This is a genomic window from Alteromonas sp. MMG017 (genome assembly GCF_018100795.1).
GTDB lineage: Bacteria > Pseudomonadota > Gammaproteobacteria > Enterobacterales > Alteromonadaceae > Alteromonas.
In genome coordinates, this window is the sequence record NZ_JAGJDY010000004.1 from 348410 (window position 1) to 363130 (window position 14721).

The following is a 14721-nucleotide window of genomic DNA, read 5'->3' on the forward strand; positions in this document are numbered from 1 at the left end:
ACGCGACGCGCGGACACATAAATTTACGCATCTGTGCGTTATCACTGACATTGAAACACTGTCGCTTGTCGTGAAAACAAAGGACATCAGATAAAATCAATAAGCTTATGCTATTGAATTTACAGATTTAATTGACGAGCAACACCCAGTTCCTTGGATGAATGCTAAAATGAATGGTTGTACGATAGGGCTATGGCTTTTTCACCCCAATTAAACGTGAATTGGCCGTTACACGATTAATGTGCGCAAAGAAATAGCATGAAACCGCTGCCGAAATCAAGTATTTTGCGGTTCAAACGCAGTTTTCATAAGATAAAAAAGGGTATCGCAATACAATGGTAGACTGGTTTCACTGGTTAAATTTAGCAGGGGTAGCTGTGTGTGCTATTTCTGGCACCTTAATGGCGTACCAAAAACGGATGGACGGGTTTGGCGTTATTGTATTGGCAAGTGCCACTGCTATAGGAGGTGGAACACTGCGCGATATGATGCTGGATGTTCCCGTATTCTGGATTGCCGATAACGATTATCTTTACACTACACTTATTGCTGCCTTCATTCCTATCATTTGGTTACGAGTTAGCCCGCGCTTCCCTTATCACTATTTGCTTATTGCTGACGCCTTTGGATTAGCGCTATTTAATGTAGTGGGTATTGAAAAAGCCTTAGCCAATGACACAGGTATTGCAGTAGCCATTGCTATGGGCACCATTACAGGGGTTTTTGGTGGTTTATTGCGTGATGTTATATGCAGAGAAGTGCCTTTGGTACTGGGCGGTGAACTCTACGCCACGACCTGTATTGTGGGCGGGATGGCCTACGGACTCGCTATGTATCTGGGCTTGGAGGCCCAATGGTGCGGTGCAGTTGCACTTGCGACCACAGTATTAATGCGGTTAGGCGCCATGCGTTGGCACTGGGAAATGCCGGTCTTCTATAACGAAAATTAGTCCTTCTTCTTGCCCTAAGTACAGTTTCAGCTTTTACCACGCTCACTTAAAGTATTTCTCTTTAGGTACTTTCTTCTAGAGCGACAATTTATGAGCATGGCAGTAGTTAAAACCTTTGCGGGGCAGGGCGTAGCAGCCCCCGAGGTGTCGGTAGAAATTCACTTGGCTAATGGTCTGCCGGCGTTCCAGTTAGTAGGTATGGCGGAAACCAGTGTAAAAGAAGCTCGAGAGCGGGTGCGTAGTGCACTTATTAATAGTGGTTTCGATTTTCCGGCAAAGCGCATTACCGTTAACTTGGCCCCTGCTGATATTCCTAAATACGGCGGCCGCTTCGATTTACCCATTGCGGTGGGTATTTTGGTAGCGTCAGGTTATCTTCCCGATACCAGTGTGCTTAACATTGCCTTTGTGGGCGAGCTTGGCTTAAACGGTGAAATTAAGCCAGTAAGCGGGCTTATTCCTGTTTTAATTGCGGCAGCCGACGACGACACGCCACTTGTTTTTCCGGGGGTTAACGATGTTGAGGCCTCGTTAGTCTCTTACGCTACGCGTTACCCAGCGTTTGATCTTCTGTCTGTTTACGAGCATTTGGCGAATAATAAAAAACTCAATAAAGGCCAGCCCTTCAGCCCTTGTGCCTCTTTATCTAGCAGTTTGGGCTGGGATGATATTATTGGCCAAACCCAAGCTAAACGTGCATTAACCATTGCCGCAGCAGGCAGCCATAACCTGCTTATGGTGGGCCCACAAGGTACAGGCAAAAGCTTACTGGCCAGTAGGTTACTTGCATTATTACCCCCGATGACTGAACAAGAAGCCTTAGAAGTCGCCTCCATTCATTCAGTAAAAGGGGAAAATTTAAATGTGGAGCGATTTTTAAAGCGCCATATGCGCAGCCCACACCATACGAGCTCTGCAGTAGCGCTTACCGGCGGTGGCTCGCAGCCTGTACCTGGCGAAATATCGTTAGCCCACAACGGCGTATTATTTTTAGATGAATTACCCGAATTTGGCCGCCGCGCATTAGATGTACTTAGAGAGCCTTTAGAAACGGGGGATGTACATATATCCCGTGCGATGGCGAGCGCTACATACCCTGCTAATTTTCAATTAATAGCGGCTATGAACCCCAGCCCTACCGGCGATATAGACGACAACCGCTTAACCCCACAACAGCAGTTAAGTTACTTAAATAGGTTATCGGGCCCCTTGTTAGATAGAATAGACATACAAGTGGAAGTACCAAGGCTTGCCAGTTACGACTTATCGCCACCGGTAAACTCTGCGTCTGATTCCATGATAGAGGCTAGGAATAGGGTATTACGGGCAAGGGAAGTACAGCTTCTTCGGCAAGGTAAGCCCAATGCACAGTTAAATGCAGGTGAGCTTGCTGATTTATGCCAATTAACCGACACGGACTTACGTTTTTTACAAGCGGCGGCTAAACAATTGAATTTGTCGATGCGGGTGTTCCACCGCACCCTTAAAGTCGCGAGGACGTTAGCAGATTTATCTGAAGCGCCTACGGTTACCCGCGCTCACTTAGCCGAAGCACTAGGTTACCGTGCACTGGACACCTTAATTAAGCAGCTCAGTAGTCAGTAGCATATTAGGTGATAACCTAACCGCAAGTAGCCCGAAAGTTTAAAGCTTGATGCCAAATTTTTAATACCTAAAGACTAGCTTTAACTTCCAAGCTTAACGCCGCTTGTATGGCTAAACAGTTCATCATTGAACAGTTTAGGGCACCATTTCTAACTGTAAAAATGCGTTTATAAGTGGCTCGTTTTGCTTATCCTGCAAGCAGCATAGGCCTAATCCATAGGGTTCAATATCATCTACCGGAATTTGCGTTACCAAGCTTGCCATACTGGAATGATCGAGCACCACTTTGGGCACAAAACCAACACCACACGCTAAAGCCACCATGCTAACAATGGCTTCATTGCCCCCCACGGAAGCATAAACATTTGGCCTAATCCCATGCTCTGCAAACCAGTGGTAAGCGATGCGTCTGGTTGGCCCATGCTCAGGCATGATCACCTGATGTTTGGTCCAATCTACCTGAGTCAATTGAGTTAATCGCCAGTCACGGGGCGCAATAAGTACCAAAGGCACGTTATCCAAAGGGGAGAAATGTAAGTCTGTAGGTAAATCCGGCGTATAGATAGCTATCGATAAGTCGCACTCTTTCTGCTTTACCTTATCTATGGCTAATGCGGGGTCGCCCGTAATTAAGCGAATATCCACGCCTGGATGTTGCGCCCTGAACTGACGTAGGATGGCCGGTAAGTGGCTTTGACTTGCTGTTACAGAGCAAAACAAACTTATCTCGCCTTGCAAAGAATTACTGTCTTCTCGTAAGTCTACCTTCAGTTGTTGCCAGTCTTTTAATGCTTGGGTAGAGAAAGACAGCAGTTTGTGCCCACTATGGGTGAGTGCCACTTTACGGTTATCTCGTTTAAACAGGGTACAACCCAATTCATCCTCTAGCCTTTGTATTACGCGGCTTAGCGTAGAAGGCGACACATACATAGCTTGCGCAGTATCACCAAAATGTAGGCTTGTGGCGAGATGCGTAAACAGTTGAAGGCTACGAAAATCCATAGTGTTTCACTTATTGCAATATTATCTTGCAAATATATCATTTTCCAAAACAAAAGAAATCCCTTAATCTCCGTAGCAAGTCGTCATAGACGAGGTCGTCAACGCCACGGTTGGTTGTTGATAATGACGAAAATGAATGTTGTTCGGAATTTTTATGGCTAATTATTTCAATACCCTATCGCTACGCCAGCAGCTAGATCAGCTTGGCCGCTGCCGCTTCATGGCACGCGAAGAATTCGCTGACGGTTGTCAGTTCTTAAAAGGCAAGAAAATTGTCATTGTAGGCTGCGGTGCTCAAGGTCTTAACCAAGGCTTGAACATGCGTGACTCTGGGTTAGATGTTTCTTATGCGCTGCGTCAAGCAGCCATTGAAGAGCAACGCGACTCTTACAAACGTGCTACTAGCAATGGTTTTACCGTTGGCACATATCAGGAATTAATTCCTAGTGCTGATTTGGTGTACAACCTAACGCCTGACAAGCAGCATGCAAGCGTTGTAGAAGCGGTAATGCCGTTAATGCAAAAAGGCGCAACACTTGGATACTCACATGGCTTCAACATTGTTGAAGAAGGCCAACAAATCCGTAGCGATATTACGGTTGTGATGTGTGCACCTAAGTGCCCAGGTACAGAAGTACGTGAAGAATATAAGCGTGGTTTCGGTGTACCAACATTGATTGCTGTTCACCCTGAGAACGACCCTGAAAACAAGGGTTGGGATACCGCTAAAGCATTAGCGAGTGCAACAGGTGGCGATCGTGCAGGTGTACTTGAGTCTTCGTTTGTAGCTGAAGTTAAATCAGACCTTATGGGCGAGCAAACCATTCTATGTGGTATGCAACAAGTTGCAGCAGTACTTGCTTTTGAGAAAATGACCGCTGATGGCATAGACGCAGCGTATGCTGGTGCACTTATTCAGTTCGGCTTAGAAGCAGTCACTGAAGCACTTAAGATTGGTGGCGTAACCAACATGATGGACCGCCTATCAAATCCAGCTAAAGTAAAAGCGTACGATTTGTCAGAGCAATTAACTGACATGCTTCGCCCACTGTTTGAAAAGCATCAAGACGACATCATTAGCGGTGAGTTCTCTCGCACTATGATGGAAGATTGGGCAAACGGCGATGCGAATCTACTTAGATGGCGCGAAGAAACCGGTGAAACTGGTTTTGAAAACGCACCTGTCTATGAAGGTGAAATCAGCGAGCAAGAATTCTTTGACCACGGCATCCTTTTAGTTGCCATGATCAAGTGCGGTGTAGAAGTGGCCTTCGACGTAATGGTTGAAGCGGGTATCTTACCTGAGTCTGCGTACTACGAATCACTGCATGAAACACCACTTATCTCTAATACCATCGCTCGTAAGCGTTTGTATGAAATGAACGTGGTAATTTCAGACACAGCAGAATATGGAAACTACTTGTTTGCGAATGCAGCAATTCCAATTTTGCGTGAGAAATTTATGCCTACTATCGATACTTCAGTTATTGGTAAGGGATTGTCAGAAACCTCTAATCAGGTTGAAAACAAGCGCCTTGTTGATATTAACGAAGCTATCCGCACTCACGGTGTTGAGCAAGTAGGTAAGACCCTGCGTGGCTACATGACTGACATGAAAGCCATAGTTGTGTAAAAACAGAGGTTAGGACAGTTTCTGTCGTTAGGTGCTTTATATAAGCCCTCTTGCCCGACCAATTTGGTCGGGCTTTTTTATGCCTATTTGTTTTTACCTATTCCCCGCATTCGCGAACTCGCTCTGCATATCTAACTGCAAAGTAAGCCAACACAAAGAAGACAAAAAAGCCCACACCTATCGGGTATAAATTGCCATCTAAAAAGCTATCTACGAACAGCGCAATAGGCACAGAAAAAAGACTAGAAAGAGAACCAATAATAGCAGCACCAAGCCCTGCCATATCACCTAATGGCTGCATGGCAAGTGCGTTTAAGTTGCCAAATAAAATGCCCACAAAAAAGAAACCAACGAACATGGTAATTACGGTAAGCACAAGTGGCGGTAACCCATCGTAAGCGAACAATAAAGCAAGATAGACAACAGCAAACCCGTTAACGCCTTTAAGCGCAAACCGACACAAACGGCGCATGCCGAATTTCATCACCATAGTGCCGTTGAAATAAGACGCTAAACCAATCGAGAATGCCAGTACTGCAAATATGTAAGGAAACATATCGCCCACACCGTAATACACCTGAAAAATGGTTTGTGAGGCACTTAAATACGCCAGAAACGAACCAAAAATACCCGCCATGGCGAAGGTATACCCCATTACCGTTGCATGGGTAAGAATAAATTTTGATGACAAGTAAAACTGCTTAAATGAAAACGGCCTGCGTTTATGCCGAGGTAAGGTTTCCCCCTGCCGACTGAAAAACCATGTACCGGCTAATGTTGCCACAATTAAAAATAGGGTGAAGATATGAAACCACCCAAAAAAGCTCATGACTGCCTGGCCCACCATGGGCGCTATCATAGGCACCAGGATAAACACCATCATAATAAATGACATCACCCGGGCCATCGCATCACCCACGTACAAGTCGCGAATAATCGCCATGGCAGCGATACGAGGTCCAGACACACCAAAGGCTTGTATTACACGCCCTACCAACATGGTTTCTAAATTAGTGGCCGACATGCACACGAAAGTACCAATCGCAAAAACAAACAACCCAATTAAAATGGTAAGCCTTCTACCACGACTATCTGCAAATGGACCAAAGAACATCTGCCCAAAGGCCATTCCCATAAAGAAAACGGTCACAATAAGATGGGTATGATGTGGCTCGTCTACGTTTAACGTATCGCCTATTTGCAGTAGTGCAGGCAGCATAGCGTCAATGCTTAACGCCACCAGCGATGTCATGGTAGCCATCAGTGCTACAAATTCAATTAACCCTAAAGGGGGCTTTCCTTGAGGCTGGCCAGCATTAGGCGCGGTCTCGCTTGAATGGGACATAATTTCTCTATTTAACGAAGAAGGGGATAGTACTTGTGTTGCTCAGTGTGATGATTGACGCGTTAGTGCATCATAATTGCACGCTGAATGGGCAGAAGTGTAACGTAAAGATGAACAAAAAGCCGCCAGTTTCACGCTATTTGGTCGTGGAACTTGGCGGCTCTGGCTATTTTGAGAGTACAGCGTGAAAAAAGGTTTATTCTGTTTTCAAATACTTATCTAAAAATGCATCCATTTCAGCAAAGAAGCGATGTCGATTGCCCTGTATAGACAAGTAATGATCTCCCGACTCTAGCTCGACATATTTAAATGTTTTATCTAAATCTTCGAGTTCGTCAGCCATATAACGACTTTGTAATGGTCTAACGATGCGGTCTTCTTCACCATGCACCAGTAGAATCGGCGTTTTTATCCCTTCTGCATTGTAATAAGGTGAGCGTGATTCCAAATCGTCGAAGTCATCACCAATCTGGTCTTTCACCAAGTCTGAATTCACAAAGCGTCTGGCGTGGATAACGATATGCTTTAATGAACTCACACCGGCAAAGCTTACTGCACATTGAAATAAATCTGGCGTTTTCACTGCCGCCATTAACGCTGCATAGCCGCCGTAACTCGCGCCAACAATACACATATTGTCTTTGGTGGCATAACCTTGCTCAACCATCCAGTTTGCTGCGTCTGTGATGTCATCTTGCATCGACAGCCCCCAGCTTTTCATCTGGCTTTGCGCGAAGTCGAAGCCATAACCTTCCGAGCCTCTAAAGTTAGGGCGAAGCACCGCGTAGCCCTTATTGGTAAAGTACGAGGTCCAGTAATCGAAACCACTAAAATCTCGCGCACCGGGTCCACCATGAGGGTGAATAATCGTAGGAAACGGCCCTTCTCCATTCGGCAAGGTTAAGTAAGCCTCAATTTCAATATCATCACGGGCAGTGTAAGTAATCAGGTTGTGCTCAGTCAGCATGCCCTCTTCAATTTTAGGGTACTGCTGAAACAGGAAGTCTAATGAACCTTTTTCGCGGTCACCAATGAAATAGGCGCCTGGCATAGTGTCTGACTCAGAATACACAATATATTTTTTCTCATCACGGCTAAAGCTAACGAGTGTATTGGAATAGTCGACCAGCGCTTCGTCTAAGCCATTTTGCAGTGCGACATAACGCTCGTCCCAGTAGTGTCTACCATAGTGACGAATTCCAATAGCATCGTTGGTAACAGGGGAGTAGATTAAACTGCCATCTACGTCATAACCTTCATCAGAGAAAATTTCTGTGTGCTCATTGGTCTCGAGGTTTAACGTAAACAAGGCTTTGTAGTCTCCCTTGTAGCCGCGATAATAAAGAATGTTAGGATCGAGGCCAAAGCCTAGAGGCATTTCACCTTTTTCACTCATGGCATTGTAACTAAACAAGGTACGCCAACTATCATCTTCTTTAAGTAATACGTGGCGCTCACCACTGTCATAATCTAGTGTGATACCCACTCGAACATTATGCTGTCTATCAACGACCCAATCTCTAATACTGCGCTTCCCACGCTCTAATCTTGTAGTACTGCCCGTATAGACATTCACTTTGAATACAGAAGGAAGGGCAAAAACTTCTACGTCAATGGCCATTAAGATGTGTTCAGGATCATCAGGTAGCCAATCAATCACATTATCTTGAAATTGTGGCACACGATTAGGATCTGCCGCTCTTCGTTTCAGTCTTCGCCAGTCTAAAAGGTGTTTAGGTTTTTCGCCCTGCGCATCGAAGTTCATAGCCAGTAGGCGAGTATCATAGACCCGCGTATTGCCACGACGGCTTTCATAACGAGCACTAACCACGATTCGCTCATCGTTAACCCATCGATACCAATTTATCTTAACTTTTTCGTTATCGGAGTGAATAAGGTAGTGAAACTTACCTGTGGTCAGGTCAAACGTGGCTAAAACCGATAGTTCATCTGGCTCATTAACGTTCTTCACAAACGCAATTTTATCGCCTTTAGGCGACAATGCGGGCCTTCGATAAGCCGGTAGGGCACTAAATACGGTGTAAGGCAGGGGGGCTGAAACACGTTCTACTGGTTCTGCGGTATTTTCATCACTTAGCGCACTAACGCTTATTGAGCTTAAGAAAAACAGAACAACTAAAGAGGTAACTGAATGGATACACGAAAAAAACCGACAGCGCATATATTTTCCTTTGCTTATTAACAACCCTTATTGAACTATTCATCCTGTGATTAGCTCGAAGTTTGTAACACTATACAACGATTTATAGTTTAAAAAGAAAGTTTAATTGTAATAATTGGTTACATTCAAACCAAACACTACACTAAAAAGAACGTGACATTAACCTGTACTTTAGTTGTGCTTTTTTACTAAATACGCAGTATACAAAGGGGTGTGGTATTATCAGCATCGTCGATGCTGTGTTAGTTATCTCGTATCATATTAGCGCCCCTTTTTTGTAAAGGCTGAAGCTGCGCCGTCTCTTTTTTTTTGCTACAAGGAATCGCATTTTTCAATGCCATCGTGCTTTCTCTCTTCTTTAAAAACGCCGCTAGCGGGTATTAAAACCTGGCGCCACCGAGGGTACGCTCTTCGGTTTTTATCGCTGTGCCTATTTGTCTTTTTTATCTCTTCTGCTCAAGCGATTACCTACAAAGTTAATGGGGTAAAGCAAGACACGCTTAAAGACAATATTCGCCTACACTTGAACAATTTAGATGTAGAAACCGAGCTATTGAATGACCCATTCTGGCAGGACGAAGTTATCGCGACGGTAGCCACTGCCGTGCAGCCCTTTGGCTATTACAATAGTGATGCAACAGTAAAAGTCACTGAAGGCGATGAGGTCGTTGTGACAGTTTCACTTAACGAACCTCTTCTGGTATCAAAGGTCACCCGAGAAATTATTGGTGTAGGACGAGAAGATAGCGACTTTAGAAGCCGCTTTAATGGGTTTTCGCTTAAAGAAGGGGATGTACTTAATCAACCCGTTTACGAGTCGTTTAAGTCATCGATGTTTAATTATGCCTTGTCTCATGGTTACTTTGATTTTTATTGGCAAGCCACGCGGTTAGATTTAGTCAGAGAGGAAAAAGAAGCTAACATTCTTCTTATTGCCCAAAGCGGCCCCCGTTATAATTTTGGTAAACTAAAGTTTGTTGGAGAAGACAAAGCGAAGTCAATTATCGAACGGCTCACCCCGTTTGAGGAAGGCAAGCCTTATTCATCAGCAAGATTGTCAGATTTCAACCGTTCGTTAAATCAATCGGGATACTTTGATAGGGTAATTGCGCGGCCAGTGGTAAGCGATGCAGAGGGACTAAATGTACCGATTGAAGTATCGCTGTCACACCGCCCAAAGGATGCGTTTAACGTATCGGTTGGTGCTGCCACCGATACGGGTCCACGCGTTACTTTAGGCTGGGAACGCCCTTGGGTAAATGATCGTGGTCACTCTGTATCATCCGATATCTTTATCTCTCAACCAGAACAATCTGTTACTGCCGACTATCGTATCCCGATGCAGAACATCACCAGAGACTACATTAGTTTTGAAGCTGGTTATCAATTTATTGAATACAGTAACACCTCGATTGAAAGTGAGACCTTGTCACTTGCTGCTCACCGCTACTTTCAGGAAGATCATTCACCTTGGCAGCATGATGGCTCTATCACATACTTACAAGAAACCTATGATCAAGGCGACACTGACAACAACACTACATCACTTATATTGCCCGGCTACTCTATTACTTACATAACCAAAGATAACGACCTTAATATTAATAATGGGAATTATTTTCAATTTTTATCCCAAGTGGGGCGAGATAATCTTGGCTCAGATATTAATATTGTGAAATCTGTGATGGAAGGCATGGTCATTCGTACCTTTTCTGACGTGCATCGGGTCGCTATTCGCGGTGAGCTTGGCGCAATCAAAACCAATGATTTTTCACAAGTACCAACATCACTGCGGTTTTATGCCGGTGGCGACCAAAGTGTTCGCGGGTTCGATTACCGAGAAATTTCGCCTACTGATGATGTTATCGACCCTGAAACCGGTGACATCGTAACTGATGCCATTGGTGGTAAATACTTAGCCACTGCCAGCGTGGAGTATGCCTATCGCATTGCACAAAATTGGCGTATTGCCGCCTTTACCGATGCGGGTACGGCCACCAATGATTTAGATACCACATTAACTTACAGCGTGGGGTCGGGTTTTCATTGGCTATCCCCAATAGGCCCTGTACGCGTGTACGTGGCTCGCGGCTTTGCACCAGATGAAAAGACATGGCAACTGCATCTAATGTTGGGGCCAGAGTTATGAGAAAGCGCACGATTTCAACCATTCTACTAACGCCTGTACTTATTGTGGTGTTTGTTTACGGATTATTAATTAGCCCACTAGGCGGGCCGACCATACGCCTAATTGCCAATAATTTAGTAGGCGGGCTGAGTATTGAAAGCATTGAGGGTGGTCTTGCCGACAACCTCACTATTTCACAGGTAAAGTGGGAGAATGCGCAGTGGCGGGTGCACGCTGAGTATGCGTATCTTGATGTTACGTGGCGCTGTATCTTTGAGCCTCGAGTCTGCGTCAACGAAGTCAATGCCAGCGGAATTCTTGTTGAACAATTACAAGCGTCACCAAAAACAGAATCAGCCGAAGAAACAGAAAACTTTACGCTGCCTTTACCTATAGAGGTAAACCAAGCCAAGGTTGAGCGTTTTACCTTAAAAATGTCGAGTCAGACAGTTGAACTAGGGAAGTTAAACTTAGATGAGTTCTTAGGCAACGATAAGCTGACGATATCGTCGTTATCGCTTGAAGATTTAGCCGTTACCCTTCATCAAGTTGAAGCATCCTCTCAAACAACAGCCTCTTCGGCTAACGCGAACAAGGATGGTGCTACCTCTGAAAGTAGAGCTGACAATAGCACCTCGAACAAATCACTACCAAAGTCTTATTCGCTTTCATACACCGCCCCAGAACTGCCCACAGTTTCATCGCCTATTCCTATAAGAATTGGAGAGTTTTCACTGACCAATGGCACACTACATCAAGGCGATACAGCCCAAACCTTATCAGTATTCGCTTTTAAGGATTTTGAGTTTGCCAATGCTAATATATCGTTGGCCAATTTGGACGTAGTTCATCCACAAGGCAAGCTTAATGGCGACATTGCGGTCACCCTTGATGGTGCCTATCCGTTATCAGTCTCACTGAACGGTAGCGGCCCTATAGACGACAGCCAGCAGCAAGTAGACTTTCAAGCATCAGGCTCGCTGGCTGCACTTGAAGCTGACCTACAAACTGACGGTGTGATGAATGCCAAAGTAAACCTGTCTGCCGATGTACTTAGTGACAACCTGCCCATTTCCTTTAGCGCATCATGGAAAGAACAGCCCTTACCCACTATGGAGTCTGGCACCCTTCACGATGGCGCACTAACCCTTAACGGCACCATGGGTGATTACATTTTAGATGGCGGGGCAGCTGCCACTTTGCCCGATGTAGGCAAGGTGCCTGTAGCGCTAAATGTGGTGCTAAAAGAACACAACATCTACGTGAACGAAGCCAAAATCGAAGCATTAGAAGGCAGTATCAGTAATACCGGTACCTTGTACTTAGATGAGGCTATTTCTTGGGAAGGAAACACTACGTTTACCAATGTCTCTGGTGTTCAGTTTTCTGAATACGCGCCTGAGCAGTTAGAAGGTGGCTTTACCAGCGTGATGCAATATACGGAAAAAGGCCCGCAAGTCAGTATTCGAGATTTAGACTTAAAAGGCGTTTTGCAAAACAAACCCTTTTCGGTAGCCGGCGCTTTCGTTTATTCCGGCCCCAGCGACTTGCTGGTTGCTTCGCTAGCCGTAGAGCAAGCCGAAAATAAAATTGATGTGGTAGGCCAACTGTTAAACAAACGCTATATTAACGCTGATATTGGTCTTGATGTAGCGGAAATTGCCGACCTTTACCCTGAAGTAGCTGGGGCGATATCTGGCAATATAAAAGCCACAGGCCCATGGATTAACCCCGTTGCCAAAGGCGCACTTAATTTTTCAAATATTGCGGTGTCGCCTGCGCTTTCAAACGCGGCAGCCCAACAAGGCGAAATTAATGGCAAGCTTGTTATTGATGGCTCATACACAAGCCATAAGGTCGACCTAGATATAACCTTGCCTGAGCATAGCGTTGCCCTTAGCGTTGCAGGTAAGTGGCAAGACAATGCTTGGGCGGGTCAGGTAGAACAGAGCAAATTAAAACTCGCCAATATGCATTGGGCGTTGTCATCACCATTTTCTCTCAATGTCGGCACGGCACCGCTTAGCGCCAATGTGGGCGAACACTGCTGGCACTCTCGGGAAGAGGGTGAACTTTGTATCACCAGCTTGAACTACCAAGAAAATAAAGCGAAGTGGAATGTATGGGCTAAGGCACTGCCTGTTGGCTTGTGGGCGCACGAGCTTGCGCCAGATATGATTGCGGCAGCAGCACCGGCAACCTTATCGGTGAAAACCCAAGGCCAATATTCTCAGGCCGATCCTATTGATGCGACTTTTACGGCGTCTTTATCACCAGCCACATGGCAATTAGGAAAAGAACGACCACTCGCTATAAGCGTTAACTCTGTGGAAACCACCGGCACTTTCAAGCAAGGTGAGCTTAAAGCTAAGTCGCTTATTGCCAGTGAAGATTTAGGTAATGCCACCCTCAATATTAGTACTTCGCCTTTTGAGGAACGCAAACCCATAAGCGGTAATTTGGAACTAGTTAACATCGATGTCGCGCCACTGAAGCCTTTATCTCCTGCTATTCGCACCCTTACGGGTGTAATGAATGGCACGATCACGCTGGCGGGATTTATCGACTCACCGGACCTCACAGGTGAACTACAAATAGAAAACGGCGCCATTGATATTCAAGACACGCCCGTGTCACTGGAAAACTGGACTCAATCAATTACGTTAAACGGCCAACAAGCCAACTTCGACGGCACATTTTTGCTGGGCGGTGGTAAAGGGTCGCTAAACGGCGATCTCAGTTGGGCTGATGTACCAAGCGCGAACATTAATTTGAAAGGCGATAAATTTGAGGTACGCCAACCAAACATGCGTTTGCGGGTATCGCCAGATTTGAAAGTAGCGGCTACCGCTGACAAGGTTGATGTATCAGGCAGTGTCAATATACCTTGGGCGCGTATTGAAGTTGAATCATTACCTGAAAGCGCGGTGTCACCGTCTAAAGATGTTCACCTTCGCGGCGAACCGCCTAAAGAAGAACCCCTTGATATTGTCCATGCGTCTGTGATGGTCAATATCGATAAAGGCAAAACCGGTGAAGTGAAGCTGGAAGCATTTGGCTTAACCGCAAGTTTGCACGGCGGCGTAAAAGTGAATAACCAACCTGCTTTAGTGGGCTTTGGTGATTTACAAATACTCAACGGCCGTTATAACGCCTACGGCCAGCAGCTGGTTATTCAAACGGGCGAAGTGCAGTTTAATGGCCCTATCGATCAACCCATGCTGCTAATTGAAGCCATTCGCGACCCAGACAAAACAGACGATGATGTGATTGCCGGCATTAGAATAGACGGCGCCGCCGATTCCCCTAGCATTAATTTATTCTCAGAGCCTGCAATGGATCAGCAAAACGTACTTTCGTACTTGCTAACAGGGTCTGGCCCAGACGCTGAAAGCGAAGATCCTAACTACACGGCATTGTTACTGGGCTTTGGCCTTTCAAATACCAAAACCTTAACCGGCCAAGTAGGTAATGCATTAGGCATTGATGATTTCAGCTTAAGCACTAACGAGAACAAACTGTCGGTAACCGGTCAGATTAATGACAGGTTAACGGCTGAATATAACGTGGATGTGGGGTTGAGTAACAATGATTCAAGCAGCACCCTTCGCCGTAGGCAAGACCCGCCCGATTTAGCATTGCGCTACCGCTTGTTGCCTCGTTTATTTTTAGAAGCGGTACAAACCACCATTGAGGATCAGTCTGAATTCGCCTTAGATTTATACTATGAATTCTTCTTAGGAGAAGAAAAAGACGATGATGATAGTGAAGATCGTGTTGAAGATGAGGGTGGTGATGGAAACAACAACGAAAGCAGCGATACCAGTAACGGTGAAGCTGCTACCTCAAAGGCTGAAAAAGCGACAAAATAGCTAA

The 14721-nt window shown here is 45.4% G+C and carries 8 protein-coding genes; 5 read left to right on the forward strand and 3 right to left on the reverse strand.

Annotated features, from left to right (window positions below):
• Window positions 1–335: 335 nt before the first annotated feature.
• Window positions 336–950, forward strand: coding sequence for a trimeric intracellular cation channel family protein (locus tag J8L84_RS08405; protein WP_211070288.1), 615 nt, complete (start codon window positions 336–338; stop codon window positions 948–950).
• Window positions 951–1040: 90 nt separating this feature from the next.
• Window positions 1041–2555 (forward strand): YifB family Mg chelatase-like AAA ATPase, encoded by a 1515-nt coding sequence (locus J8L84_RS08410; protein WP_211070289.1) that lies wholly within the window; start codon window positions 1041–1043, stop codon window positions 2553–2555.
• Between the two features lie 135 nt (window positions 2556–2690).
• Here J8L84_RS08410 and ilvY read toward each other — a convergent pair whose 3' ends face one another.
• Window positions 2691–3557, reverse strand: coding sequence for an HTH-type transcriptional activator IlvY (gene ilvY, locus J8L84_RS08415; protein ID WP_211070290.1), 867 nt, complete (start codon window positions 3555–3557; stop codon window positions 2691–2693).
• A gap of 154 nt (window positions 3558–3711) precedes the next feature.
• Here ilvY and ilvC point away from each other — a divergent pair, with 154 nt between their 5' ends.
• Complete coding sequence (ilvC, locus tag J8L84_RS08420) at window positions 3712–5190, forward strand: ketol-acid reductoisomerase (RefSeq protein WP_211070291.1); 1479 nt, start codon at window positions 3712–3714, stop codon at window positions 5188–5190.
• 97 nt (window positions 5191–5287) lie between these two features.
• On the opposite strand, the gene J8L84_RS08425 is transcribed toward ilvC, so the two are convergent.
• Both J8L84_RS08425 and J8L84_RS08430 read right to left on the reverse strand, forming a co-directional pair.
• Window positions 5288–6535, reverse strand: coding sequence for a multidrug effflux MFS transporter (locus J8L84_RS08425; protein WP_211070292.1), 1248 nt, complete (start codon window positions 6533–6535; stop codon window positions 5288–5290).
• Between the two features lie 196 nt (window positions 6536–6731).
• A complete protein-coding gene (locus J8L84_RS08430; protein ID WP_211070293.1) occupies window positions 6732–8717 on the reverse strand; it encodes a prolyl oligopeptidase family serine peptidase in 1986 nt (661 codons plus the stop codon).
• 334 nt (window positions 8718–9051) lie between these two features.
• Between J8L84_RS08430 and J8L84_RS08435 the strand changes: the two genes are divergently transcribed.
• Window positions 9052–10866, forward strand: a complete 1815-nt coding sequence (locus tag J8L84_RS08435; protein ID WP_211070294.1) for an autotransporter assembly complex family protein — start codon at window positions 9052–9054, stop codon at window positions 10864–10866.
• Complete coding sequence (locus tag J8L84_RS08440) at window positions 10863–14717, forward strand: translocation/assembly module TamB domain-containing protein (RefSeq protein ID WP_211070295.1); 3855 nt, start codon at window positions 10863–10865, stop codon at window positions 14715–14717. The genes J8L84_RS08435 and J8L84_RS08440 overlap by 4 nt, the downstream gene beginning before the upstream one ends.
• Window positions 14718–14721: the final 4 nt, after the last annotated feature.